The following is a 25288-nucleotide window of genomic DNA, read 5'->3' on the forward strand; positions in this document are numbered from 1 at the left end:
CCTACACTCCTTATGGAACAAAATAAACATACACAAGCCCGCAACTGCTGCTGACGAGTACCATGTATAACAATGACTTTTTGAGGCGCTTGGTTTGAGGCAGCAACAAATAAGCCCCAGTGAGCGAAAATAAAATGATAAGCACAGCGCTGAGATCGAGTATCCAAGCCCAAGCTGTGCCTGTGTTACGGCCCTTATGTAAATCATTCACTACGGCAACGACACCGTAATCTAAGGTTTCGACATAGGCTTGGCCGTCGAGTAAGTCCAATGTCAGACTCCGATAAGTACCAGGTCCTTTGCTGACTAAACTAATTTCATCTTCATCGATATCGGCACTCGCCATATCCATAGCCCATTCACTTTTCAACCAATGACCCGCAGCCAGACGCCATTGTGAGTCTTGGGCATTAACGGGTAACAAATAGGCAGGGATTGGCACTTGTTCCCGCTTAGGTTCCTGATCAGTTTGAGAAAACCAATTAGGATGATTTAACGTTATACCTGTCACCGCAAAAAACAGCATCAGCAACAATAAAGCCATAGACACATAAACATGAATAATGCGGGCAAAGGACAAAGACGACTTACTGACTCTTAATTTCAATGATGCACTCTCAAAAACAAACCGAAGAGAAATACCTCCAGAGTCTGCTTTCCCTATGCAGCTAAAGATAGAAATGAGCTGCATTAAACTAATTTAATGCGCCGAGATTAAATGAGATCGATTATCAAACAGAACAAAGTTTACAAACTTTACATATTCAATACTGAAAAAGAAGTTAAAAAGTAAGAAGAAAAATAAGTGCTAAAAATAAAGCACTTAGGGGTAAATCTGTTTTTAGCACTCAAAAACCATTACCTTCGATTAAATTAGCAGCAAATAATTTATTGTATCACCTGTAAATACCTTTAAAATTCAGAAGGATAAAATCCAACATGTGGGCTAATTTTTTTGCTTAAAATTTACTTTACCACCCTCTCGTTTACCTTACGCCAATCAGCTACAATCCGCCGCCGGCGACTTGCTGGTACTTCCAAGGAAATATCATCTTGAGTACATCTCTGCTCAAAAAAATGCGCTGCCTGCATATTGTGTGGCTCGCATTAATGCTCAACGCCTGTGTTGCACCACTATTATTAATGTCACCTCAAGGCCAGCTCATGTGGGCCCTGCTTAAACCCCTTGTCGGTTTAGATCCGAACGATGTCGGATTATTTGAACAACCGCTCATCAAAAACCGTATGCAGGAATTGCTGGGTAAAAATTACGATACGACCCTGTCCCTGCTCAAAACGGCCGACAAGATCCAACAGGAAGGTCCACTCATCTACTTAGTGTCAACTTACACCCCGGTCCCCGAAATGGCCGAAAAAGCGGGTCTTGTTTGGAACTCAGACACCAACCAAATGGCAGTCATGCTGATGAAAGGCGGTGCACCCTTAGTGATTTCTGAACAATTCAGTAATCAGGCAGAAAAACGGGTCCCAAGTTGGCCGAAGGAATTAGCCGACTATACCGATCCACAGAAGTTACAACAAAAAGCCTTAGAAGCGGGGGCAAATCAAGTACAGCAACAGTTAGCAATACCTGATGCAGTCAAAGCCGTTGCAACAGGTGATGTTAAAGCGGCTCAAGGTGCCGTTATTGATAGTGCGGTCACAGAGAATGCCGTCATTAAGAATGCTGCAATGCCAATCAATATCACTGAAGCAGCTGCAAAAGTCGCCGTTCCAGTGGTTCCAGCAGCTCCAGCAGCTCCAGCAGCTCCAGCAGCTCCAGCAGAAATAAAATCGCCACCCGTTGCTCCTGAAATCAAAAAGCAATAAAACGGATCACCACAGTGTCAGCTCAAATGGCACTGTGGATTAACTTTGAAAATAGCTGAATTGCCACAACCAACGGGAATTATAGAGACAAGGGAAAGGCTGGACGGGCTAATTGAAGGGAAACTGAAAGCAAAATAACGCTAAGCTGAAAATAGTTAAAAGTCAGAAAGCAAAAAGCCTGTCCGAAGACAGGCTTTTTAACTTTTTGGCTGGGGTACAAGGATTCGAACCTTGGGATGCCGAGATCAAAACCCGGTGCCTTACCACTTGGCGATACCCCAATAAACTTGTTTAATCTTCTATAGAAGATTGCATTTTGATGGTACGGGAAGAGAGACTTGAACTCTCACACCTCGCGGCACCAGAACCTAAATCTGGCGTGTCTACCAATTTCACCATTCCCGCATCAAAATGTACCAAAATTGTCTATTCAACAGTTTTGGATTTTTCTCTGAAAAATCACTTTAACAGAGTTAAATATGGTAGCAATGGCGGGACTTGAACCTGCGACCCCAGCATTATGAGTGCTGTGCTCTAACCAGCTGAGCTACATTGCCAATGGCTGGGGTACAAGGATTCGAACCTTGGAATGCCGAGATCAAAACCCGGTGCCTTACCACTTGGCGATACCCCAATCAACTTGGAAACTGAGAAAAAATGGCTGGGGTACAAGGATTCGAACCTTGGAATGCCGAGATCAAAACCCGGTGCCTTACCACTTGGCGATACCCCAACTAACTCTGTTTCAAACATCCGCTATCGCCGATGTTTCTAAATTCATATATCTAAAAATGGTACGGGAAGAGAGACTTGAACTCTCACACCTTGCGGCACCAGAACCTAAATCTGGCGTGTCTACCAATTTCACCATTCCCGCACAGTTTCATGTTTACATCGTGAAGAGATGCTAGCAATCAATGCTAGAGTAAAATCGTGATTCATTTTATATAAGAAATTTATCTTAAATAAAATGGTAGCAATGGCGGGACTTGAACCTGCGACCCCAGCATTATGAGTGCTGTGCTCTAACCAGCTGAGCTACATTGCCACATCGATATTACGCGCCCCTCTCAGCGAGGAACGGGGCGTATTATGCTTATTCGAGGTATCTAGGTCAACAGCTTTTTTTCGCTATTTCCCTTAGGTTAAGCTGTTCGGCTATTACTTCACCAAACTGAGCAACAGATGTGCTAAATAACACCTTGTTGCTCATACTTAGCTTAATTTATCGAGACTTACAGCGTGAATAAGCTTTGTTATACGTTAAACAGGAAATGCATCACATCGCCATCTTTAACAATATAGGTTTTACCTTCCACGCGTAACTTACCGGCTTCTTTCGCGCCAGCTTCACCTTTGTGGGCAATAAAGTCGTCAAATGCCATCACTTGGGCACGGATAAAACCGCGTTCAAAATCGGTATGGATAACGCCTGCCGCTTGCGGAGCACTCGCCCCCACTGGCACAGTCCAAGCACGCACTTCTTTCACGCCTGCGGTGAAATAGGTTTGCAGATTCAGTAATTCATAACCTGCGCGGATCACACGATCTAAACCTGGTTCTTCGATACCCAGATCCGCCATAAACTCATCGCGCTCCTCGATTTCCATCTCGGCCAGTTCAGATTCAATCGCCGCACATACGGCAACAACGATAGCGTTTTCAGTGGCAGCAATGGTGCGAACGGCATCTAAGTGCGGGTTATTTTCAAAACCATCTTCCGCAACGTTAGCAATATACATGGTCGGCTTTAAGGTTAAGAAGTTCAGGTAAGCCACCGCTTCCAGCTCTTCTTTCGATAAATCCATAGAACGCAACATTTTAGCTTCGTCTAAAATGGGGCGCATTTTTTCTAATACTTCCACTTCAAACTTAGCGTCTTTATCGCCACCTTTAGCACGTTTCTGCTGACGCTGAACCGCACGCTCTAAACTGTCTAAGTCAGCTAACGCTAATTCAGTGTTGATGACTTCGATATCGCCAGCAGGGTCAACCTTGTTAGCAACGTGAACAATGTTGTCATCATCAAAACAACGTACTACGTGACCAATGGCATCGGTTTCACGGATGTTAGCTAAGAACTTGTTACCTAAGCCTTCGCCTTTAGATGCGCCGGCTACGAGACCTGCGATATCCACGAATTCCATGGTAGTAGGTAACACACGTTGTGGATTCACAATCGCAGCTAACGCATCCAGACGTGGATCCGGCACAGGTACAACACCAGTGTTAGGTTCAATGGTACAAAACGGGAAGTTAGCCGCTTCGATGCCAGCCTTAGTTAACGCATTAAAAAGCGTTGATTTACCTACGTTAGGAAGACCAACAATGCCGCATTTAAAACCCATATGCTTACCTTTCTCTCAATTATTGGCTGACAAGTCACACTCATCAGCGAGGTTTAGTCGTCCTGCCCTATGGCAGCACATTACTGAATAATTAAATCACTTGAATCACTTAACACTTGAGTCTCGCCAAAGGCAAAACCTACTCCGCTTTAAAGGAGTGTAATCTGTTCATGGCTTTCACCATGTCTTGTTTAAACAAAATTTCGGTAGAACGCACGGCTTCATCTATCGCCGCCTCGATAAGTTCTTGCTCTTTAGCAGGTGCTTTTCCCAGTACGTAACCACTCACTTGATTTTTATCACCGGGATGACCGATACCTAAGCGTAAACGGTAGAAGTTTTTATCGTTAGCCAGTTTAGCAATAATATCTTTCAGACCATTGTGGCCGCCATGACCGCCACCGAGCTTAAACTTAGCCACACCGGGCGGCAGATCGAGTTCATCGTGAGCGACCAGAATCTCTTCCGGCGTGATACGAAAAAAATTCGCCAAAGCGCCAACCGCTTTACCGCTTAAATTCATATAAGTCGTTGGGATCAATAAGCGGACATCTTTACCGTGCAATACGGCTCTGGCAGTCAAGCCAAAATACTTACTGTCGGCCACTAAAGTCACGCCGCAAATTCTCGCTAACTCAAGAACGTACCAAGCCCCCGCATTATGGCGAGTGTGTGCATATTCAGCACCTGGATTAGCCAGACCAACTATTAATTTTATTTCGCTCATGACACTCAATATCGTTATTTCGTCGATGACAGCCGCGCAAAGCGCCGACTGAACTGACCATACCAGCTAAAAACGCGGCATTTTAGCACTCAAACCCCAAGTCAACAAATGCCACGTCATCGGACAGGAGCAGAACATAAGGTCAGAACACAGAACAACAAAGCGTTAATTAAGCCCCATAGCATATTTAAGGACAGTCTTTTTGAGCGGAGAATTGATGTTTGCCAACTTTAACGCGCCATTACGCAGCAGCTTTAGCGGCAGAAAATCGTTGCTAAAACCGGCGTAAAACAAATCCATCGCCGTCATCATCAATTGATTATCGCGATAACGTTTGCGCTGATATTGGGCAAGCACCTCATTCGACCACCAGATATTATCTTGGGCTAATGCATCCTTGATGACCGCCAAAAACGCTTCGACATCCTTAAACCCAAGGTTCACCCCTTGGCCAGCGAGGGGATTAATGGTGTGGGCGGCATCGCCTAAAATCACCACGTTCTGACTATAGTAGCGCTGGGCATGCCGACGAGTGAGGCCAAAACTGCCTTTATTCTCAACGGTAAAATCAGCGTCCAAACGCGCTGGGAAATGCACTCTTATCTGATCTGCAAGCTGTTTATTATTAAGCTGCATTAACTGCTTAATTCGATTGGCATCGTCGTACCACACCAGCGAAGCGTTATTGCCAGGTAAAGGTAATAATGAACGCGGTCCTTTGGGCGTAAACTGCTGCCAAGTCACATCCTGTTGCCCCTGTGCGGTGTTGATATTAATCAACATGGCCGATTGAGCGTAATCCCAACCCGAAATGCCAATTCCCGCCCATTGACGTACCTGCGAGTGAGCACCATCGGCGCCAACCAACAACTTAGCGGTCAGTTTACTATTTGACTGTAAGTGCACGCTCACACTGTCGCTATCGCGGGCAAATGCCACCACTTTATCGGGACAATATAAGGTGATGCCAGCTAATTGTGTCATCTGTTGCCACAGGGCAAGTTGGATTAAACGGTTTTCGACTATATGACCTAAATGGCTGGCACCAATTTGCGAACTGTGGAATTGGGTGATGCAGCCATCGAGCTCCCAAGTTTCTAAGCCCAAATAAGGCACATTACGCATCTTAAGCAATGAGTCCAAGGCGCCAAGACGTTCAAGCAGCGTTTCAGAAGCAACACTGATGGCCGAGACTCGCACATCTAATGGCTGTTCGGCTTGATAAGCCTCTGGCGCAAAGGATTCAATCACCGCCACTTGCAAACCCTGTTGAGCTAATCCAATTGCCGTCGCCGCACCAACCATGCCGCCGCCGACAAGAATGACATCGAACTCAGTGCCTTCAGCATGAGTGACGTCAGAATGAGTCACATTAGAATCTGTGGTGTCGGATATCATCTGTGCATGTGTCTCTTCAATCTGGCTCATCCTACTTACCACCTTAGTTACGACCTTAGTTAGCACCTTTAAGCCCTTCTGTATTTCTGCCTAAGCGACTTTTCACAAACCCGCTTGATTATGCCTTATATCAAGATACCACGGAAATGTTGAGCGCATTTCGATTCGAAATCCGTGAAGACATAGGCATTCAAGCCCGAATAGTTTGCTGGAAATAACGAAAGCTCAGCCTGTTAACAATATTAATCTTGCCCAAATGCAGCCGAACAATAAAACCTAGCATTTGTGAGGGTATCGCCCTTGGCAAAAGCCAACAGCTAAAAGTGTGGACAAAGCTGGTCAGCAGCCGTAACAGCAGGTAAAATGTCGCGCTATTTTTATTGGTCATCTTAGGGCGACACAACTGATGAGTAAGAAACTCCATATCAAGACTTGGGGCTGTCAAATGAATGAGTATGACTCATCCAAGATGGCTGATCTGTTAGGCGAATACCAAGGTTATACCTTGACTGAAGAAGCGTCTGAGGCAGACATTCTCCTGCTCAACACTTGTTCTATCCGCGAAAAAGCGCAAGAAAAAGTGTTCCATCAGCTAGGACGCTGGAAGACGCTTAAAGATAAAAATCCTAATTTGATTATTGGCGTGGGCGGCTGCGTTGCCTCACAAGAAGGCAAAGCCATTAAAGACAGAGCCCAATGTGTCGACATTATTTTCGGACCACAAACCTTGCACCGTCTGCCCGAGATGATCGAGCAAGTGCGCCGTGGCGACAAAGCGGTTATCGATATCAGCTTCCCTGAAATCGAAAAATTCGACCGTCTGCCAGAGCCACGCGCCGAAGGCCCAACCGCGTTTGTGTCTATCATGGAAGGTTGCAGCAAATACTGCTCGTTCTGCGTTGTACCTTATACTCGCGGCGAAGAAGTCAGCCGTCCATCGGACGATATAATCCTTGAAATCGCCCAATTGGCGGAGCAAGGTGTGCGCGAAGTAAACTTGCTCGGCCAAAACGTGAATGCCTATCGCGGCGCAACTCACGATGGCGCTATCTGTACCTTTGCGGAATTACTGCGTTTCGTGGCAGCCATCGACGGTATTGACCGCATCCGCTTCACGACCAGTCATCCGATTGAATTTACACAAGATATCATCGACGTTTACGAAGATACCCCTGAGCTTGTAAGCTTCTTGCACTTGCCAGTGCAATCGGGTTCTGACCGTATTCTCACGGCGATGAAACGCGGCCATATGGCGATTGAATATAAGTCAATCATCCGCCGCCTGCGTAAAGCCCGTGAAGGGATTCAAATCAGCTCGGACTTTATCATTGGCTTCCCTGGCGAAACCAAAGAAGACTTTGCCGATACCATGAAGTTGATTGAAGACATAGGTTTCGACCACAGCTTCAGCTTTATCTATAGCGCACGTCCGGGCACGCCAGCGGCAGATTTACCCGATAACGTCGATATGGAAGAGAAAAAACAACGTCTGGCGATTCTGCAAGACCGCATCACCCAGCAAGCCATGCGCTACAGCCGCCACATGATGGGCACAGTGCAACGTATTCTGGTTGAAGGACCATCGGTGAAAAATCCTATGGAACTGCGCGGCCGTACTGAGAACAACCGAGTGGTGAACTTCGAAGGTCAACCAAAACACATTGGTACTTTCGTGGATGTAGAAATTGTCGACGTTTACACTAACTCACTGCGCGGTGTCTTTATCCGCGGCGAAGATGAAATGGATCTACGTCGTAGCCTGCGTCCGGCTGAAATTCTGGCCAAGCGCAAGCAAGATGATGAACTGGGTGTGACTCAATTTAAGCCATAAGCGCTAAATCGGCTTAACTTAAAAAATACCTATATAAAGAAGGGCGACTTAGTCGCCCTTTTGCTTTCACCCACTTTTGTTTAAGTCTACCGAGGCAATTGTTATTTTCCGTTAGCAATTATCGGCTATGGCTCGTAAACTAAAATTATCTTGCGATGGTTAACCAACCTCGTACCTTGCTTTCTTATTCGCTATTGGGAGTGCTATTTGTCCAGTAAATTAACTACCATGAATCTGTATCTCGAACCCGCAGAAACACGCCGTTTGGCTTCACTGTGCGGTCCATTCGATGACAATATCAAGCAGATAGAACGTCGCGTTGGCGTTGAAATCGTCCGTAAGAACAATCATTTCCAGATCACCGGACTGCCACGCAATTGTTTAAGCGCCAACAACTTACTAAAAGAACTCTACATCGAGACCCAAACGGTTAAAGGCAGCACGCCCGATCTTGAGCCTGAGCAAGTCCATATCGCTATTCAAGCGGCCATTGCCCTAGAGCAAGCAGACGCTAACGACGACAGCGGTATTAATATCAAAACCCGCCGCGGTGTCATTAAGCCACGCAATCCGAATCAAAGCTTGTATGTGGCCAATATTACGCGTCACGATATTACCTTCGGTATTGGTCCAGCAGGAACGGGCAAAACCTACCTTGCCGTAGCCGCGGCAGTAGATGCGTTAGAGCGCCAAGAAGTGCGCCGCATTCTGCTGACTCGCCCTGCAGTGGAAGCGGGTGAAAAACTCGGTTTCTTACCCGGTGACTTAAGTCAAAAGGTCGACCCCTATCTACGCCCCCTCTACGATGCGTTATTCGAAATGCTTGGCTTTGAAAAAGTGGAACGCTTAATCGAGAAAAACGTGATTGAAGTGGCGCCGCTTGCCTATATGCGCGGTCGTACCTTGAACGATGCCTTTATTATTCTCGATGAAAGCCAAAACACCACAATCGAGCAGATGAAGATGTTCCTTACCCGTATCGGTTTCAATTCCCGTGCGGTGATCACAGGCGACATCACTCAAACCGACTTACCTAAACATCAAAAGTCAGGACTACGTCACGCGATTGAAGTGTTAAGCCAAGTCGAAGAAATCAGCTTTAACTTTTTTGTCTCCCAAGATGTAGTGCGCCATCCTGTGGTTGCCCGTATCGTTGAAGCCTATGAAGCCTTCGAGTTAAAAGAGCAAACCTTAAAAGCCAAAAAAGAAAGCCAGTACCAAAAGCAACAGCAGGAAGCCGCAACACATGAGTCTTGAGTTAGCCTTAGATATTCAACATGCCAGCACCAGTGAGTGGCTACCAACGGACGAACAATTCGCCCTTTGGGTCACTACCGCAATTGGCAATAGCATGGATGAAGCTGAATTAACCATACGTATCGTCGATAGCCGCGAGAGCCAAATGCTCAACAATACCTATCGCGGTAAAGACAAACCGACCAATGTACTGTCATTTCCCTTTGAAGCACCACCAGAAATTGAACTTCCTTTACTCGGAGATCTTGTCATTTGCGCGGCAGTCGTTGAAAATGAAGCCCGTGAACAACAAAAACCACTAGAAGCGCACTGGGCACACATGGTTGTACATGGTTGCTTGCATCTGCTAGGGTATGATCACATCGACGATGAAGAAGCCGAAGAGATGGAGTCATTAGAGACTCAACTCATTGAAAGCTTAGGTTTTACTGACCCATATAAGGAACAATAATTAGCTAAGATAATCCCTATCAAAAGCTAATGAGAAAACTATGAGTGACGATATCCCCCCTAGTACGAACGCCCACAAGAAAGGTTGGTTTGATAGAGTAAGTCAGCTATTTCAGGGCGAACCTCAAAATCGCGAAGATCTAGTTGATGTGATTGATGGTGCCGAGCAGCGCGATTTGATCACCCAAGACACCCGCGAGATGATAAAAGGTGTATTAGACGTTTCTGATATGCGTGTTCGGGATATCATGATCCCAAGAGCTCAAATTGTCGCCCTCCAGATAGACAACTCGGTCGAAGAGTTACTTGCGACTGTGATTGGTTCAGGTCACTCGCGCTTCCCCGTCGTTAACGAAGATAAAGACCATATCGAAGGCATATTGCTTGCCAAAGATTTGATCCCTTACGGTTTCTCCAACAGTGATGAGCCCTTCTCACTGGATCGCGTGATCCGTCCCGCCGTGGTTGTGCCCGAAAGCAAACGCGTCGATGTTCTGCTAAAAGAATTCCGCTCTCAACGCTACCATATGGCGATTGTGGTTGATGAGTACGGCGGCGTATCGGGTCTTGTGACTATCGAAGATATTCTTGAAGAAATTGTCGGCGAGATTGAAGACGAATTCGACCACGATAGCACTGAAGAAACCGAGATCCGCAAAGTCGGTAACACGGTTTATATGGTTAAAGCTTTGACGCCAATCGAAGATTTCAACGAAGAATTCAACACTGAATTCAGCGATGAAGAGTTTGATACCGTCGGTGGCTTAGTCTCACACGCCTTTGGCCATCTGCCAGAACGTAACGAGAGCATCATCATTGAAGGCATAGAATTTAAAGTCATCAATGCTGACACTAGGCGTTTAATCCAACTCAGAGTTAAACTCCCCGATCCTAATACTGGCGAAGACGTAGAATAATCACTCGTGCTAAAAAAAATTCGGGCTTTTGCCCAACAACAGTCCCAACCTAGTGCTGTGAGACTCGTACTGGCATTTGCCCTTGGCGCCAGTACGGCGCTTTCATTTGCGCCTTATTCCATTTGGATAATCTATCCGTTTGCCATGGCTATTGCCCTCTGGCACAGCCGAACGCTGAGCGCTAAGGCAAGCTTTTACTATTGGTTAAGCTTTGGATTTGGCTGTTTTTCCGTAGGGATCAGCTGGGTTCACGTGAGCATGGATACCTTTGGTGGTATGCCGCTCATTGCCTCCGTTGGGTTAATGGCCTTGTTAGCCTTGTATTTAGCCTTGTATCCAGCGCTAACTGGTTTAGCGCTGGTTTGGTTAACTAAAACGCTGAGCCATAATGGTGAAAATCGATTTGGTCTTTGGCGTAATCTCGCCCTATTCCCCGCGTTATGGACCTTGACCGAATGGGCTCGTGGCTGGGTAATGACAGGCTTCCCTTGGTTATGGGCGGGTTACTCGCAAACTCAAGGGCCGCTAAAACCCCTTGCCAGCATCATAGGCACACTGGGAATAAGTTTTGTATTGGCCATGCTCGCTGGTGCATTAGCGCTTTGTTTTACTAAGCGTTATAAGAGTTTACTGCTTTTAGTGCCGCTCAGTATCCTGGCCGTTTGGGCTGCGCCTAAACTTTGGGAGATTCATCCTACGGGTGAAAATGTTAAAGTGGCACTGGTACAAGGCAATATTCCCCAAAGCATGAAGTGGGAACCCGATGCCCTGTGGCCGACGCTGTTAAAATACATGGATTTATCCCGCGAACATCTGGATGCCGATATCATTATTTGGCCAGAAGCAGCAATTCCAGCGCCAGAATCTATGGTGCAGGACTTTTTAGATAACGCCAATAAAGTCGCCAATCTAAACCATACCTCAATTATCACAGGCATTATTAGCCATCAAAACAATGAGTTCTATAATTCATTGATTGTGCTTGGTAATCATAATCAGAAACAACAAGCAGGCCCAGACTATGAGGGCGATGGTAGCAATCAATTTAAGAAACACCATCTGTTGCCAATTGGCGAGTTTGTCCCCTTTGAAGCGCTGCTGCGCCCGATAGCACCTTTCTTTAATTTGCCCATGTCGTCCTTTACGCGAGGCGAATATCAACAGCCTAATCTCAGCGCACTAGGCCATAAAATCGCGCCAGCAATTTGTTATGAAATAGCCTTTCCCGAACAGTTGCGCGACAACGTTAATCAAGGGACAGATATACTATTAACTGTCTCTAACGATGCATGGTTTGGTAGCTCAAATGGGCCATTACAGCATATGGAGATCGCTCAAATGCGCGCGGTTGAATTGGGTCGACCTCTATTACGCGCAACCAACAATGGCGTGACAGCCATAGTCGATGAGCATGGCAATATCACAGCGTCATTGCCACAGTTTGAAATAGGTGTGCTAAGTGCAACCATTCCATTAGTCACAGGGCAAACTTGGTTTGCAAAATTAGGCCAAATGCCCCTACTGATACTCTGTGGTTTAATCGTTCTGCTTGGTCTTGCCCGACGTTTTAAAGCGCAATAGGATTTAGGCTATGCATTACCAAGTCAATAAACAAGATGTGGCAGGTTTTACCTTAATTGAACTTGTCGTTGTGATTATTGTGCTTGGGATCTTGGCTGTGATCGCCGCGCCTAAATTTATCGGTTTAAGTAAAGAAGCGCGGGTACAAACCTTAAGCCAAGTACAGGCCAGCGTTAAAACAGCCAATATGCTAGCTTACTCAAAAAACCAAATGCCTAGCCTACTGAGCCAAGCGGTAGCTGGGCGCGATGATATTATTGATATCGACCTCAATGGTGATGGCACTCCAGATACACGATTAAAATGGGGTTACCTCGATAATACTGATGTGGAAAAATGGATCACCTCAGATGATAAACTTATCATTCAATATCAAGGCATTGATATCACTTATATAGGCTACGATCTTAACAACAATTCCTTAGTGAATGATGACCAATGCTATTTCCGCTACACCCAAGCCAGCGATGCCAACACTGCGCCGCAATATGATATCAACACCCAAGGTTGTTAGGCTGACACTCAGTTAACCTGTGTTATCCCGCAATTGTCTGCGAATACATTAGGCTGATTGCGCGTTCCACGTTAAGGTGAACGATTAGACGTGGCCTTATACCAATCACAGTACTGTGTCTGCATAGCCAATATGATTGGTACCATTACCTCGTTCCTTAACCAAGGTACACAGTCAAGGCAACTCTATGGCACAGCTTCGCGTGCGCTACCAAACCCACGAATTTGGGGATCTCGACATTCATGTCAGAACCCTAAGAAATAACCAAGAATTTGAAGACATAGATGGCGAAGCTGAAAAGCTCGGTATTTCCTCCGCAACTTGGCCATTATTTGGCATAGTTTGGCCGTCTAGCCAAGTGCTGTCCCATCATATGGCCGATTATCAAATTGATAATAAACGCATTCTTGAAGTTGGCTGCGGTATAGGGCTGGCAAGTCTAGTGCTAAACCACAGACATGCCGACATCACAGCAACCGACTATCATCCCGAGTCAGAGAATTTCCTTAAGCAGAATGTCGATTTAAATCATGGTCGTGCGATTCCGTTTGTTCGAACTGGGTGGGCAGATGCACAAACTAATTTAGGTTTATTTGATCTCATTATCGGCAGCGATCTCTTGTACGAACAAGAACATGCCGATCTCTTATCACAATTTATTGAGCAGCATGCTAAACCAATTTGTGATGTAGTCTTAGTCGATCCAGGCCGTGGTAATCATGCAAAATTCAGTAAACGTATGGTGACCTTAGGTTACGAACATACACAACATAAACCCATTCACACTGAATTTTTATTAGCGCCCTTTGGCGGTCAAATCCTCAACTACTCTCGTACCAACAGTTGATACAGCCTAATTAATGCAAATATGAGCAATTTAGGTCTAATAGAACTCAAAAAAAACGACGCTGAGGCGTCGTTTTAGCTGCATAACATCATCACCTTGATTAAGGCGTTAGCGGCTCGCGGGTAAATTCTTCATGGTCACATTCAGGACAATCTGGGATGGGACTTGGAAATTCAATACTCATTTCATTGCCACAGTTAGTGCACACCATGATGCCCTGATTCACTATGTCACCACTTTTGTAGTAGCCTTGGTGCTTAAAATCTTGCGTTAACTCATGCCATTCTACTTGGCTGCGGTCGGTGATTTCACTGAGCCAATGCCAAAGCGTATTCTCTAAAGTAATCACGGTTGGGCTATGACTCAAACTATCCGCGTTCTGCTCACGGAGAAAACTCGTAATATCACGCTTTAAGAATTGTTCGACTAAAGCGAGTTCATCTTCCCCTGCCTGTTCTTTAAGACGTAAATACTCCTTACCTTGAGTGACAGAATTAAATAAGTTCTTTACAGTCATAGTGTTATCTTCTGCAAATTGAGATTTCACTTCGGTAATTAAGGCTTGATATAGTCCTAGTAACGCGTTACTTCTATCATTCATAACCAATACTCCTTCATACGAACCTTTTTAATGCATCGCTTCTAGTTTATTCTATGCAGATCTTACTCGCGCTGATATGGCGTTAGATCCAATAATAGGCGGCACTGCCGGAAATAGAGTGATGCAAGAGCAATATAATCCCTCAGAAATTGAAGCCTTAGTGCAAAAGCACTGGCATGACAACAAAACCTTCGAAGTCACTGAAGACGCAAACAAAGAAAAGTTTTATTGCCTTTCGATGTTTCCGTACCCTTCTGGCAGACTCCACATGGGACACGTACGCAACTATACCATAGGTGACGTAGTTGCACGCTTTCAACGTCTTCAAGGCAAAAACGTGCTCCAGCCTATTGGTTGGGACTCATTTGGCCTGCCCGCAGAAAATGCCGCAATTAACAACAAGACTGCGCCTGCACCATGGACCTATGAAAACATAGAATACATGAAGAACCAGCTGAAATTGCTGGGTTTTGGTTACGATTGGAGCCGTGAAATCGCCACTTGTACCCCTGAATATTATCGCTGGGAACAATGGTTCTTCACTAAGTTGTACGAGAAAGGCCTAGTCTATAAAAAGACAGCTTCAGTCAACTGGTGTCCAAACGATGAAACCGTACTGGCGAACGAGCAAGTTCAAGACGGTTGCTGCTGGCGCTGTGATACCCCTGTGGAACAAAAAGAAATTCCACAGTGGTTTATTAAGATCACTGCCTATGCAGAAGAATTATTAAACGATATCGATACCTTAGATGGCTGGCCTGAACAGGTTAAGACCATGCAGCGCAACTGGATTGGTCGCAGCGAAGGTGTAGAAATGACCTTCGGCGTTGCAGGTCACGATAAAAGCTTCGATATCTATACCACACGTCCAGATACCTTAATGGGCGTGACCTATGTGGCGATTGCCGCAGGTCATCCATTAGCTGAAATCGCCGCGCAAACCAATCCTGAGCTTGCCGCCTTTATCGATGAGTGCAAAAACAGCACAACATCTGAAGCCGAACTCGCGACCATGGAAAAACGCGGTGTCGCTACAGGGCTTTTCGCCATTCATCCTATCACTGGTAAGCAAGTGCCGATTTGGGCAGCTAACTTTGTGTTGATGAACTATGGCACAGGTGCCGTAATGTCAGTTCCAGGGCACGACCAACGTGACTTTGAATTTGCAAAAAAATACGGTCTAGCAATTGAGGCTGTGATCAAGCCTGTTGATGGCGAAGTGGACATTAGCGAAGCCGCTTATACCGAAAAAGGCGTACTGTTTAACTCGGGAGAGTTCGACGGTTTAGACTTTGAAGCAGGCTTTAATGCCATCGCTAACAAGTTAGTTGCCGAAGGTAAAGGCAAGCGCCAAGTCAACTATCGTCTACGTGATTGGGGTGTTTCACGTCAGCGTTACTGGGGCGCACCTATTCCTATGGTGACCTTAGCCGACGGCACTGTGATCCCAACGCCAGCAGATCAACTGCCAGTATTACTGCCAGAAGATGTCGTGATGGACGGTATTCAAAGCCCAATCAAGGCCGATAAAGAATGGGCGAAAACCCAAGTTAATGGCCAAGATGCGCTGCGCGAAACCGATACCTTCGATACCTTTATGGAATCCTCTTGGTATTACGCCCGTTACTGCAGCCCGCATGCGGACGAAATGTTAGATCCTGCTAAAGCCAACTACTGGCTACCTGTGGATCAATACATTGGCGGTATCGAACACGCTTGTATGCATTTGTTATATTTCCGCTTCTTCCACAAGTTGCTGCGGGATGCGGGTTTGGTTAACTCTAACGAGCCAGCCAAACAACTGCTGACCCAAGGCATGGTGTTGGCCGATGCTTTCTACTACATCAACGAAAAAGGCGCCCGTGTATGGGTTTCTCCTTTAGATGTAGCGAGCACAGAAAAAGACGACAAGGGCCGCATTACTAAGGCTATCGACAAAGACGGCAACGAGCTTGTTTATACCGGCATGTGCAAGATGTCTAAGTCGAAAAACAATGGTATTGATCCTCAAGTCATGGTCGAAAAATACGGCGCAGATACGGTTCGCCTATTTATGATGTTCGCCTCACCACCAGAATTAACTCTGGAATGGCAAGAGTCTGGCGTTGAAGGCGCACACCGCTTCATTAAACGTCTGTGGAAGCTTGCAAACGAGCATGTGAACCAAGATAACAGCGAAGCCTTAGATGTCAGCAAGTTAACAAGCGACCAAAAAGCGCTGCGCCGTGAAGTCCACAAGACGATCGCGAAAGTGACCGACGATATCGGCCGCCGTCAGATGTTCAACACTGCGGTTGCCGCCGTGATGGAACTGATGAACCATCTGCAAAAAGCGCCACAAACGACAGGCCAAGACAACGCCATTATCGGCGAAGCCTTATCCGCCATCGTACGTTTGCTGTACCCTATCATTCCACATGTGAGCTTTAACCTGTGGAACGAGCTAGGTAATGCAAGCAACATCGAAGATAGCCAATGGCCAGTCGTTGATGAAGCTGCGCTAGTTGAAGACAACAAGCTCATCGTTGTGCAAGTTAACGGTAAAGTTCGCGCAAAAATCACAGTAGCCGCCGACGCTGATAAAGAATCAGTAGAAGCCTTAGGCATGAGTGATGAACACGTGATCAAATACCTAGACGGTCTGACAGTACGTAAAGTGATCTATGTGCCGGGCAAACTGCTCAGCATAGTGGCCAATTAACGGCTGCTAATAACTCGCTATACTCAAAGCCAATGAAGTTGCAGCATAGCTGCAACTTCAAGTCAGCAGGGTATACCACGAATAGGAAACCGCGAAATCTATGCTAATCAAACGCATATGCTTCGCAATCATGGCACTAGTCATTATGACCAGCGCTGGTTGCGGTTTTAAGCTTCAACGCAGTTATCAGATCCCTGATGCCCTCAATCATTTGAGTTTGAGCAGTGTGGATGAATACAGTGAACTCACTCGTTTGGTGCGTGAACGCCTGCGCTTGAACAATATCCAAGTTGTCGACGCCGCAGATAATGTTCCAGTATTAAGATTAATCACCGACTCCCTTGAACGCTCGACCTTATCTTTGTATCCCACAGGTAACGTCGCCGAGTATGAGCTGATTTATTTAGTCGAATTTGCTGTGGCACTGCCAGGTAAAGAAGCGCAGCCTTTCAAGGTTGAAATTCGCCGCGACTACTTAGACGATCCACGTACCGCATTGGCAAAGAGCCGTGAAATGGAATTGCTGACGAAGGAAATGCGTATCCAAGCTGCCGATCGTATTCTGCAAGCAATGGCCAGTACTGAGGTGAATTAATGCGGGGCTATCATTAAATGAGAGTCTATCCAGACCAACTCTCCCGCCACCTTAACCAGTTATTTCCTTGTTATCTGATTTTTGGGGATGATCCTTGGTTGATTGAAACCACCAAAGATCAGATCCGCCAATTCGCCAAGCGTCAGGGATTCGATGAAAAAGTCCAACTCATTCAAGAGACGGGCTTTAATTGGAACGATCTGACTCAGGAATGGCAGGCCATGAGTCTGTTTTCCAGTAAACGCTTGATTGAGCTAACCCTTCCCCAAGCTAAGCCCGGTGCCGAAGGCTCAAGCACACTGCAAGCCCTATTGCAGACGCCCAATCCCGATATGCTGTTGATTATCGAAGGGCCAAAGCTCGCCACAGAGCAAACCAACAGTAAATGGTTTAAGACCTTAGATGCCCATGGCATGTATCTGCCCTGCGCCACGCCAGAGGGCGAGCAGTTTATGCGCTGGCTCGATGGCCGCATCAAGCACTTTAAGCTCAATCTGCAGCCTGATGCCCGTGCTATGCTGCATTCTCTGTATGAAGGGAATTTACTGGCTGCCGATCAAGCCATGCAGTTGCTGCAACTCCTGAGCCCAGCAAAACCCGTCAGTGCCGACGAACTGGGCCACTATTTTGAAGATCAGTCGCGCTTCACCGTATTCCAACTCACGGATGCATTGCTGAATAATAAACAGGATAGCGCGCAGCACATGCTAGCCCAGCTCAATGGCGAAGGCACTGCCTTACCTATCCTGCTGTGGGCCTTGTTTAAAGAACTCGGTTTGTTATTCAATTTGAAATGCGAGCAAGCCCAAGGCGTTGCGCTCAGTGCACTCTGGGGTAAACATCGAATTTGGGATAAACGTAAACCACTGTATCAAGCGGCGCTGCAACGACTCAGCCTTGAACAACTCGAACATATGCTCGCCCTCGCCTCGAAACTTGAGCTCAACTTAAAGCAACAGGGGAAAGAGGATTGGACTGGTCTGAGCCACCTGTGTCTGTTATTTGATCCTAGAGCCCATCGGCATCTGGCACATATAGCCATAGACTAATCATAGGTTAACCAAAGGCTTGATATGCGTATTGGTATTTTAGGCGGCACTTTCGACCCGATACACTATGGTCATATCCGTCCCGTGATTGAAGTGAAGCAAGCATTAGCCTTGGATAAAATCCTGCTGATGCCGAACCATATTCCGCCCCATAAACAACAGCCGAACTTAACCACAACACAGCGCCTCAAAATGGTAGCCGATGTCTGTCAGCAACTCGACGGATTTGCACTGTGCGACATCGAAGCCAAACGCGACACGCCTTCCTACACAGTTGTCACACTTGAGCAACTGAAAAGCTTACATCCTGAAGATGAGCTGTTTTTTATCATGGGGATGGACTCTTTCCTCCAATTAAAAAGCTGGTATAAGTGGCAACGCCTATTCGACTTTGCCCATCTCGTTGTCTGTCAGCGCCCGGGTTGGCAGCTCGATGCAGAGCATCCTATGCAGCAGATATTGACGGCCCGCAGTCAAGCGCCCCAAGGGACAGTGGAAGGTCGTGCTAGCAGTGTCCATAAAAACTGTGGGCAGATTTTCCCTGTGACAATTACGCCACAGGATATTTCCTCAACTCAAATCCGCGAACAACTGGCAAAAGGCGAAATTCCCACCGATTTACTCATGCCAGTCACGCTAGATTACATCAAAAATCAACGACTTTACTTACCTTCGCTCGAACCGTAAGCAGATATCGCCAACTCAACTGCCAATGACAATGTATTCCCAGCAGCAACACTGGTATACTACCGCGCTATTTAAAATTAATGAGGTACGCCAGCGTGCAGAGCGCGGAATTAAAACAGTTTGTCGTCGACAAGATCGACGACTTGAAAGCCAGAGACGTTGTTGTTCTGGATGTCAGCAAGCAATCTAACATCACTGACTACATGGTCATATGTTCAGGTACATCAAAGACTCACGTTAAAGCTATCGCCGAAAACCTTGTGGTTGAAGCGAAAAAAGCCGGTATTCCACCTTTAGGTGTTGAAGGCCGCGAAAGCAGCGAATGGGTTCTTGTGGACATGGGCGATGTGATCCTGCACGTTATGCAAGATCAAACCCGTGATTTCTACCAGCTTGAAAAGCTCTGGTCAGAAAAGCAAGACTGATGAAGTTACAGCTCATCGCAGTAGGAACACGGATGCCCGATTGGGTTACCCGTGGTTTCGAAGAATACCAGCGCCGTTTTCCCCGTGATATGGCGCTGGAGCTTATCGAAATACCCGCTGGAAAGCGGGGGAAAAATGCCGACATTGTCCGGATACTTCAAAAAGAAGGCGAACAAATGTTGGCGGCCATTCCCAAAGGCAATCATATTGTTAGCTTAGATCTCCCCGGCAAAAACTGGACGACCCCCGAGCTAGCAACCGCACTGACTAAATGGCAACTCGATGGTCGCGACGTCAGTTTACTGATTGGTGGACCTGAAGGATTAGCGCCAGCTTGCAAAGAAGCGGCAAACCAAAGTTGGTGTCTTTCGGCATTAACCTTACCTCACCCACTCGTACGGGTGGTGGTTGCCGAAAGTTTGTACCGCGCGTGGAGCGTGAACACGAATCACCCCTACCATAGAGAATAGCGGGATCTTGATGTTAACGAGTGTCAACCACCCGTCATGGGATCAGCCGGAGATAGCATAAGTGTCGCCAAAAAAGCGGATAACAATGCATGATCACGCCGCCGAGGCGTCTCTTTTTAAGCGCAGGGCGCTTTTCACTTTTTTTTGCGTTTTCGCTCTATTTAGCGTACTAGTCACCAACCTTTATCATTTACAGGTTGAATCCTATAAAGATTATGCAACTCGCTCAAATGATAATCGCATCCGTGTTGTTCCAATTGCCCCTAGTCGTGGTCTCATTTACGATCGCAACGGCATACTTTTAGCTGAAAATTTACCCTTTTATTCCCTCGATCTCGTGCCCGAAAAAATCAGTAACATGTCAGAGACCTTAGATGAACTCGGCAAGTTAATTGAGATCAGCGATGACGAGCGTGAAACCTTTACTGACGCCCTGAAATTTCATCGCCGTTTCAAACCGCTAACACTCAAAAACCAGCTCACCGAAGAACAAGTGGCCATTTTCAGTGTTAACCAACACAGATTTCCGGGTATTTCGGTCGAAGCGGGTCTTAAACGTAACTATCCCTACGGCGCGCAAATCACTCATGTGCTGGGCTATGTAGGCAAAATTAACACCCGAGATCGCGCCCAACTTGAACGCAGCGATCTGTGGAAAAACTATGCGGCAACCAAAGACATTGGTAAGCAAGGCATTGAAAAATTTTATGAATCTTTGCTGCATGGTAAACCCGGACACTTAGAAGAAGAAGTGAACAACCGCGGCCGCGCCATTCGCACCTTAAAAATTGTTCCGCCAGAGCCGGGGCAAGATATTTACCTCACCTTAGATCTCAAGCTGCAACAAAAAGCGGTGGAACTACTCACAGGTCTGCGCGGTTCTATTGTTGCCATCGATCCCCGTGACGGTGGAGTATTAGCTATGGTATCGAGCCCAAGCTATGATCCAAACCAGTTTGTACAAGGCATTAATAGCAAAGATTACAGTGCGTTACTCAATGATAAATCCCGCCCTTTGATCAACCGTGCGACTCAAGGTCAATATGCACCTGCGTCTACCATCAAGCCTCACCTCGCACTGTTAGGCCTTGATGAGAAAGCCATTAGCGAGAGTACCCGAGTGTGGGATCCCGGTTTTTGGCAAATACCTGGTGTTGAACGTAAATACCGCGACTGGAAACGCTGGGGGCATGGCTGGGTCAACGTTTATAGCGCGATTGTAGAATCCTGCGATACCTTTTTCTATGAGTTAGCCTATAAGGTCGGTGTCGATCATATCGCCCGCTTTATGGAACAATTTGGCTTTGGCCAAAATACAGGGATTGATATCTTTGAAGAATCGGCTGGCAATATGCCATCCAAAGAATGGAAACGCTTAAAGTACAATCAAGCTTGGTATATAGGCGACACCATTTCCGTAGGTATTGGCCAAGGTTATTGGACGGCAACGCCATTACAACTCGCTAATGCCGTTGGGATTATGGCCAACAAAGGCCGCCGTCTCCCGCCACATCTGCTGAGATCCATTAAAGACAATACTGCCAAAATTGACTCACCGATTAATGAGTTACCGCCAATTGAACTTAAAAATCCCCGTAACTGGAACATCATCAACGAAGCTATGCGCCAAACTGCAAATAAGTCACGCTTTACCGATGCCACTTACACTGCCGCAATGAAAACCGGTACTGCACAGGTCATCGGCGTGGCGGAAAATACTAAATACGATGCCAGTAAAATTGCCGAACATTTCCGCGATAATGCCTTAGTTGTGGCCTATGCGCCCTTCGAGGATCCTAAAATAGTCCTCGCCGTCGTGATGGAAAACGCAGGTTGGGGCGGCGCAAATGCTGGCCCAGTCGCTCGAGCTATGCTCGATGAATATATGCTTAGAGATACTTGGAAACCCATACCATGAGTACCCATAGCCAATATCAAAACATCTGGCAACGCTTGCACATAGACTTGCCATTATTGCTCGGACTATTAGCTGTGATGGGCTTTGGCCTGTTTGTCATCTATTCTGCCAGCGGTGCAGATTTAGAGATGATGGAACGACAACTATTCCGTATGGTGTTGTCGCTAGGCATCATGTTTACCATGGCACAAATCAATCCTGAAGCGCTTAAACGTTGGGCATTACCCATTTATCTTGCGGGGGTTGTCTTGCTGCTTGGGGTACACTTTTTCGGTGAAATCAATAAAGGCGCGCAGCGCTGGTTGAACTTAGGCTTTATGGAGTTCCAACCCTCAGAGCTTATTAAACTCGCCTTCCCCATCACAATGGCTTGGTATATCAGTAAGTTCCCTCTTCCCCCCAAGAAACGTTACCTCGCTGGCGCAGGAGTGATTTTACTCGTACCAACCCTATTGATCGCTAAACAACCCGACTTAGGCACCTCAATTTTGGTGGCCGCATCGGGGATTTTTGTGCTGTTTTTATCGGGTATGAGCTGGATCATTGTTGGCAGTTTTATCGCGGCAGTACTCGCCTTCCTGCCTATCCTTTGGTATTTCTTGATGCACGATTACCAAAGAACGCGGGTATTAACCCTGCTCGATCCTGAACAAGATCCCCTCGGCGCGGGTTATCACATTATCCAGTCGAAAATCGCTATCGGCTCAGGTGGACTTTGGGGCAAAGGTTGGCTCGAAGGCACTCAATCACAGCTTGAGTTTATTCCCGAGCGCCATACCGATTTTATCTTTGCGGTGATCGGTGAAGAATTTGGTTTAATTGGCAGTATCTTACTGTTAATTATGTACCTTTACATCATAGGGCGTGGGTTAGTCATCGCCTCCCGCGCACAAACCAGTTTCGCTCGTCTACTGGCTGGCAGTATCACGCTGACGTTTTTCGTTTATGTTTTTGTGAATATTGGCATGGTTTCAGGTATCCTGCCCGTGGTAGGTGTACCACTGCCCCTTGTCAGTTATGGTGGAACCTCCATGCTGACATTGATGACAGGGTTTGGCATTCTTATGAGCATTCATACCCATAGACGTTTCGTAGATAGATAATTTTAGGGACTTTTTTATGCCTACTCTCCGAGCTTATTTGGCTCCACTCGGTTTACTGTGTTTAAGTTCATGCTTAGTCGCATGCACCACGGCAAATGAACCGACACCCGCGCAGGCACCCGCTTCAAGCACCCCAGTGGCTCCCGCAGTGGATAAAGTACTAGTACCCGCAACTCCCGCTGAGCTCAAAGAAGAGTTTATCCAAGCTCAAGTAAAACAAGGTTTTACTCGGACAGAAGTGCTCGCTTTTCTAGACAAAGCAAAATACAACCAAGGGGTTATCGATGCGATGACCCGTCCATGGGAAGCAAAACCTTGGCATGTGTATTACCCGATTTTTTTAACAGAAAAACGTCTTGATGCTGGGCTCGCTTTTTGGAAAAAACACGAGAAAACCATTGCTAAAGCGGCGGCTAAGTACCATGTCGACCCACAGATTATCGTTGCCATTATTGGGATTGAAACCTTCTACGGCCAGTTCACAGGTAATTACCCTGTAATTGATTCCCTCTATACCTTAGGTTTTCACTATCCGCCTCGCGCCACCTTTTTCCGCAAGGAATTTGGTGAGTTGATGAAATTAGTCAAAGAAGAGCACTTAGATATCAATACCCTCAAAGGCTCCTATGCGGGTGCCATGGGTTATGGGCAGTTTATTCCCTCAAGTTACCGCCATTACGCCGTCGATTTCGATAACAGTGGTAACCGCGATTTATTGCAAAGCCCAGAGGATGCGATTGGCAGTGTTGCCAATTATTTCCATGAACACGGTTGGCAAGCCAATGCTCCTGTTGCTTTACCGCTGGTCAATAGCAGCCAAACAGCGCCAAAAGCGAAAGTATGGGCAGGCGAAAAGCTCAATTATAAAGTCGCCAATATTCTAACGCCAACCTTGTCCTTGGCTGATGCGAGGGACTTGGATGTCTCGCAAAAAGCCTTACTCATTAAACTGGAACAAGCCGATCACGATGATTATTGGCTTGGCTTAAACAATTTTTATGTAATCACTCGCTATAATCGCAGTCCTTTGTATTCAATGGCCGTTTATCAATTTAGCCAACAATTAAAGGAACAGCATGCCGCTAAAAAATAATCTTTTACAGCTTGTCGCTTTGGTTGCGTGCTTCACACTTGTTGCGTGTTCTTCGAGCCCAAACCAAGCTAGCTCCAGCACAAACAAAAAAAATATGGACCCCAACAAGGGGCGCTATTCGCTAAAGAATGACAAGTTGCCACTCAATCCACCCAATGTGGACCATGTGCCAAATGCCACGCCTAAATACGAACCCTATAGTCGCCGCGGTAACAAGCCCTATACGGTTTACGGCGAGTCTTACACTGTGATGAACACAGGCCAAGGTTTTAGTGAAACGGGCCGTGCCTCATGGTACGGTGAAAAATTTCATGGCTATGAGACATCCAATGGCGAACCCTATGACATGTATTCCATGTCAGGTGCCCATAAAACGCTGCCACTGCCAAGTTATGCTCGGATCACTAACTTAGATAACAATAAGCAAGTGATCATTCGTATCAACGATCGCGGGCCATTCCACTCAGACCGTATTCTCGACGTCTCCTACGCCGCCGCCTATAAACTCGGCATGCTCGGCAAAGGAACCGCGCGGATCAAACTCGATGTGGTGTATGTCGGCAGTGTCGCGGCCACTAATTCGGCTATTGCCAGCGCGCAAGATACAGGTAATCATTACATTCAGTTAGTCGCATCGAAAGATAAAGCCAAACTCAATACCATGGCGAAAAATCTGGAGCGAAAATATCAGGTAAAGACCCGTGTACAAGCCGTAAACAATATGTTTAGACTACAGCTCGGCCCCATAGGCCAACCAGAGTTAGCAGACAAACTGCTCAATAACGTCCAGCAAAATGGGTTTCCTGAGGGCTATATAGTCCATGAGTAATGACTGTTTGCTCGGACCAGAATTGATTTAAAAATAGAGATGAAGGAACCTTCACTAAAACCCACAGTCAGAAAGTGGTACACTGTTGGAGATCTTCTCGAATCCTTTCCATTTAAT

23 protein-coding genes and 7 tRNA genes are annotated in these 25288 nt (G+C 46.5%); 18 read left to right on the top strand and 12 right to left on the bottom strand.

Annotated features, from left to right (window positions below; translation table 11 throughout):
• Window positions 1-10 precede the first annotated feature (10 nt).
• On the bottom strand, window positions 11-607 hold the full coding sequence (locus ACHA99_RS14075) for a PepSY-associated TM helix domain-containing protein (protein ID WP_263172665.1): 597 nt from the start codon (window positions 605-607) through the stop codon (window positions 11-13).
• Window positions 608-1053: 446 nt separating this feature from the next.
• Between ACHA99_RS14075 and ACHA99_RS14080 the strand changes: the two genes are divergently transcribed.
• A complete protein-coding gene (locus ACHA99_RS14080) occupies window positions 1054-1830 on the top strand; it encodes a hypothetical protein (RefSeq protein WP_263172667.1) in 777 nt (258 codons plus the stop codon).
• 206 nt (window positions 1831-2036) lie between these two features.
• Here the strand turns inward: ACHA99_RS14080 and ACHA99_RS14085 are convergent.
• The 10 genes from ACHA99_RS14085 to ACHA99_RS14130 all read right to left on the bottom strand — a co-directional run bounded on the left by ACHA99_RS14085 (window position 2037) and on the right by ACHA99_RS14130 (window position 6333).
• Window positions 2037-2111 (bottom strand) — tRNA-Gln (locus ACHA99_RS14085).
• A 39-nt stretch (window positions 2112-2150) separates the two neighbouring features.
• Window positions 2151-2235 (bottom strand) — tRNA-Leu (locus ACHA99_RS14090).
• A gap of 75 nt (window positions 2236-2310) precedes the next feature.
• Window positions 2311-2387, bottom strand: a tRNA-Met gene (locus tag ACHA99_RS14095).
• A gap of 2 nt (window positions 2388-2389) precedes the next feature.
• A tRNA-Gln gene (locus tag ACHA99_RS14100) sits at window positions 2390-2464 on the bottom strand.
• Window positions 2465-2488: 24 nt separating this feature from the next.
• Window positions 2489-2563 (bottom strand) — tRNA-Gln (locus tag ACHA99_RS14105).
• A gap of 59 nt (window positions 2564-2622) precedes the next feature.
• A tRNA-Leu gene (locus tag ACHA99_RS14110) sits at window positions 2623-2707 on the bottom strand.
• A 94-nt stretch (window positions 2708-2801) separates the two neighbouring features.
• Window positions 2802-2878, bottom strand: a tRNA-Met gene (locus ACHA99_RS14115).
• A gap of 208 nt (window positions 2879-3086) precedes the next feature.
• On the bottom strand, window positions 3087-4178 hold the full coding sequence (gene ychF / locus ACHA99_RS14120) for a redox-regulated ATPase YchF (RefSeq protein ID WP_219251197.1): 1092 nt from the start codon (window positions 4176-4178) through the stop codon (window positions 3087-3089).
• A 139-nt stretch (window positions 4179-4317) separates the two neighbouring features.
• The gene (gene pth, locus ACHA99_RS14125; protein ID WP_028761467.1) at window positions 4318-4905 is read right to left on the bottom strand and encodes an aminoacyl-tRNA hydrolase; all 588 of its coding nucleotides are present in this window, start codon (window positions 4903-4905) and stop codon (window positions 4318-4320) included.
• Between the two features lie 165 nt (window positions 4906-5070).
• Window positions 5071-6333, bottom strand: coding sequence for an FAD-dependent monooxygenase (locus ACHA99_RS14130; RefSeq protein WP_393943366.1), 1263 nt, complete (start codon window positions 6331-6333; stop codon window positions 5071-5073).
• 376 nt (window positions 6334-6709) lie between these two features.
• Here ACHA99_RS14130 and miaB point away from each other — a divergent pair, with 376 nt between their 5' ends.
• The 7 genes from miaB (at window position 6710) to ACHA99_RS14165 (ending at window position 13700) form a co-directional block, all read left to right on the top strand.
• Window positions 6710-8134, top strand: coding sequence for a tRNA (N6-isopentenyl adenosine(37)-C2)-methylthiotransferase MiaB (gene miaB / locus ACHA99_RS14135; protein ID WP_006082739.1), 1425 nt, complete (start codon window positions 6710-6712; stop codon window positions 8132-8134).
• Between the two features lie 207 nt (window positions 8135-8341).
• Window positions 8342-9391, top strand: a complete 1050-nt coding sequence (locus ACHA99_RS14140) for a PhoH family protein (protein ID WP_028761469.1) — start codon at window positions 8342-8344, stop codon at window positions 9389-9391.
• Window positions 9381-9842 (top strand): rRNA maturation RNase YbeY, encoded by a 462-nt coding sequence (gene ybeY, locus ACHA99_RS14145; protein ID WP_105251690.1) that lies wholly within the window; start codon window positions 9381-9383, stop codon window positions 9840-9842. The genes ACHA99_RS14140 and ybeY overlap by 11 nt, the downstream gene beginning before the upstream one ends.
• A 40-nt stretch (window positions 9843-9882) precedes the next feature.
• Window positions 9883-10758, top strand: coding sequence for a CNNM family magnesium/cobalt transport protein CorC (gene corC, locus ACHA99_RS14150; protein ID WP_006082742.1), 876 nt, complete (start codon window positions 9883-9885; stop codon window positions 10756-10758).
• 6 nt (window positions 10759-10764) lie between these two features.
• On the top strand, window positions 10765-12339 hold the full coding sequence (lnt, locus tag ACHA99_RS14155; protein WP_263256238.1) for an apolipoprotein N-acyltransferase: 1575 nt from the start codon (window positions 10765-10767) through the stop codon (window positions 12337-12339).
• 10 nt (window positions 12340-12349) lie between these two features.
• The gene (locus ACHA99_RS14160) at window positions 12350-12853 is read left to right on the top strand and encodes a Tfp pilus assembly protein FimT/FimU (RefSeq protein ID WP_393943370.1); all 504 of its coding nucleotides are present in this window, start codon (window positions 12350-12352) and stop codon (window positions 12851-12853) included.
• 187 nt (window positions 12854-13040) lie between these two features.
• Complete coding sequence (locus tag ACHA99_RS14165) at window positions 13041-13700, top strand: class I SAM-dependent methyltransferase (protein WP_393943372.1); 660 nt, start codon at window positions 13041-13043, stop codon at window positions 13698-13700.
• A gap of 100 nt (window positions 13701-13800) precedes the next feature.
• Here the strand turns inward: ACHA99_RS14165 and ACHA99_RS14170 are convergent, their stop codons facing one another.
• Window positions 13801-14301, bottom strand: a complete 501-nt coding sequence (locus ACHA99_RS14170; RefSeq protein ID WP_028761474.1) for a zinc ribbon-containing protein — start codon at window positions 14299-14301, stop codon at window positions 13801-13803.
• 121 nt (window positions 14302-14422) lie between these two features.
• On the opposite strand from ACHA99_RS14170, the gene leuS reads away from it, so the two are divergent.
• From leuS to ACHA99_RS14220, 10 genes are all read left to right on the top strand, one after another.
• On the top strand, window positions 14423-17002 hold the full coding sequence (leuS, locus tag ACHA99_RS14175; RefSeq protein ID WP_393943374.1) for a leucine--tRNA ligase: 2580 nt from the start codon (window positions 14423-14425) through the stop codon (window positions 17000-17002).
• A 100-nt stretch (window positions 17003-17102) separates the two neighbouring features.
• The gene (gene lptE / locus ACHA99_RS14180) at window positions 17103-17597 is read left to right on the top strand and encodes an LPS assembly lipoprotein LptE (protein ID WP_012089938.1); all 495 of its coding nucleotides are present in this window, start codon (window positions 17103-17105) and stop codon (window positions 17595-17597) included.
• 17 nt (window positions 17598-17614) lie between these two features.
• Window positions 17615-18646 (top strand): DNA polymerase III subunit delta, encoded by a 1032-nt coding sequence (gene holA, locus ACHA99_RS14185; protein ID WP_028761477.1) that lies wholly within the window; start codon window positions 17615-17617, stop codon window positions 18644-18646.
• A 24-nt stretch (window positions 18647-18670) separates the two neighbouring features.
• The gene (gene nadD / locus ACHA99_RS14190; RefSeq protein WP_393943377.1) at window positions 18671-19333 is read left to right on the top strand and encodes a nicotinate-nucleotide adenylyltransferase; all 663 of its coding nucleotides are present in this window, start codon (window positions 18671-18673) and stop codon (window positions 19331-19333) included.
• A 95-nt stretch (window positions 19334-19428) separates the two neighbouring features.
• Window positions 19429-19758, top strand: coding sequence for a ribosome silencing factor (gene rsfS / locus ACHA99_RS14195; RefSeq protein WP_006082751.1), 330 nt, complete (start codon window positions 19429-19431; stop codon window positions 19756-19758).
• The gene (rlmH, locus tag ACHA99_RS14200) at window positions 19758-20228 is read left to right on the top strand and encodes a 23S rRNA (pseudouridine(1915)-N(3))-methyltransferase RlmH (protein WP_006082752.1); all 471 of its coding nucleotides are present in this window, start codon (window positions 19758-19760) and stop codon (window positions 20226-20228) included. The genes rsfS and rlmH overlap by 1 nt, the downstream gene beginning before the upstream one ends.
• 61 nt (window positions 20229-20289) lie before the next feature.
• Window positions 20290-22146 (top strand): penicillin-binding protein 2, encoded by a 1857-nt coding sequence (mrdA, locus tag ACHA99_RS14205; RefSeq protein WP_168822786.1) that lies wholly within the window; start codon window positions 20290-20292, stop codon window positions 22144-22146.
• Window positions 22143-23249, top strand: coding sequence for a rod shape-determining protein RodA (gene rodA, locus ACHA99_RS14210; protein ID WP_028761480.1), 1107 nt, complete (start codon window positions 22143-22145; stop codon window positions 23247-23249). Before mrdA ends, rodA begins: the two co-directional genes overlap by 4 nt.
• A gap of 16 nt (window positions 23250-23265) precedes the next feature.
• Entirely contained in the window at window positions 23266-24342 is a 1077-nt protein-coding gene (gene mltB, locus ACHA99_RS14215) for a lytic murein transglycosylase B (RefSeq protein WP_219234621.1), read from the top strand.
• Complete coding sequence (locus ACHA99_RS14220) at window positions 24326-25171, top strand: septal ring lytic transglycosylase RlpA family protein (protein WP_393943380.1); 846 nt, start codon at window positions 24326-24328, stop codon at window positions 25169-25171. The genes mltB and ACHA99_RS14220 overlap by 17 nt, the downstream gene beginning before the upstream one ends.
• Window positions 25172-25288 lie beyond the last annotated feature (117 nt).

Source organism: Shewanella sp. S23-S33, assembly GCF_043359565.1.
Classification (GTDB): Bacteria; Pseudomonadota; Gammaproteobacteria; order Enterobacterales; family Shewanellaceae; genus Shewanella; species Shewanella oncorhynchi.

Coding starts and splice junctions, on each gene's coding strand:
- ACHA99_RS14220 (WP_393943380.1), top strand. CDS start 24,326: ATGCCGCTAAAAAATAATCTTTTACAGCTTGTCGCTTTGGTTGCGTGC.
- lptE (WP_012089938.1), top strand. CDS start 17,103: ATGCTAATCAAACGCATATGCTTCGCAATCATGGCACTAGTCATTATG.
- pth (WP_028761467.1), bottom strand. CDS start 4,905: ATGAGCGAAATAAAATTAATAGTTGGTCTGGCTAATCCAGGTGCTGAA.
- ACHA99_RS14130 (WP_393943366.1), bottom strand. CDS start 6,333: ATGAGCCAGATTGAAGAGACACATGCACAGATGATATCCGACACCACA.
- leuS (WP_393943374.1), top strand. CDS start 14,423: ATGCAAGAGCAATATAATCCCTCAGAAATTGAAGCCTTAGTGCAAAAG.
- ACHA99_RS14170 (WP_028761474.1), bottom strand. CDS start 14,301: ATGAATGATAGAAGTAACGCGTTACTAGGACTATATCAAGCCTTAATT.
- ybeY (WP_105251690.1), top strand. CDS start 9,381: ATGAGTCTTGAGTTAGCCTTAGATATTCAACATGCCAGCACCAGTGAG.
- rlmH (WP_006082752.1), top strand. CDS start 19,758: ATGAAGTTACAGCTCATCGCAGTAGGAACACGGATGCCCGATTGGGTT.
- holA (WP_028761477.1), top strand. CDS start 17,615: ATGAGAGTCTATCCAGACCAACTCTCCCGCCACCTTAACCAGTTATTT.
- nadD (WP_393943377.1), top strand. CDS start 18,671: ATGCGTATTGGTATTTTAGGCGGCACTTTCGACCCGATACACTATGGT.
- mltB (WP_219234621.1), top strand. CDS start 23,266: ATGCCTACTCTCCGAGCTTATTTGGCTCCACTCGGTTTACTGTGTTTA.
- miaB (WP_006082739.1), top strand. CDS start 6,710: ATGAGTAAGAAACTCCATATCAAGACTTGGGGCTGTCAAATGAATGAG.
- ACHA99_RS14165 (WP_393943372.1), top strand. CDS start 13,041: ATGGCACAGCTTCGCGTGCGCTACCAAACCCACGAATTTGGGGATCTC.
- ychF (WP_219251197.1), bottom strand. CDS start 4,178: ATGGGTTTTAAATGCGGCATTGTTGGTCTTCCTAACGTAGGTAAATCA.
- ACHA99_RS14160 (WP_393943370.1), top strand. CDS start 12,350: ATGCATTACCAAGTCAATAAACAAGATGTGGCAGGTTTTACCTTAATT.
- corC (WP_006082742.1), top strand. CDS start 9,883: ATGAGTGACGATATCCCCCCTAGTACGAACGCCCACAAGAAAGGTTGG.
- rodA (WP_028761480.1), top strand. CDS start 22,143: ATGAGTACCCATAGCCAATATCAAAACATCTGGCAACGCTTGCACATA.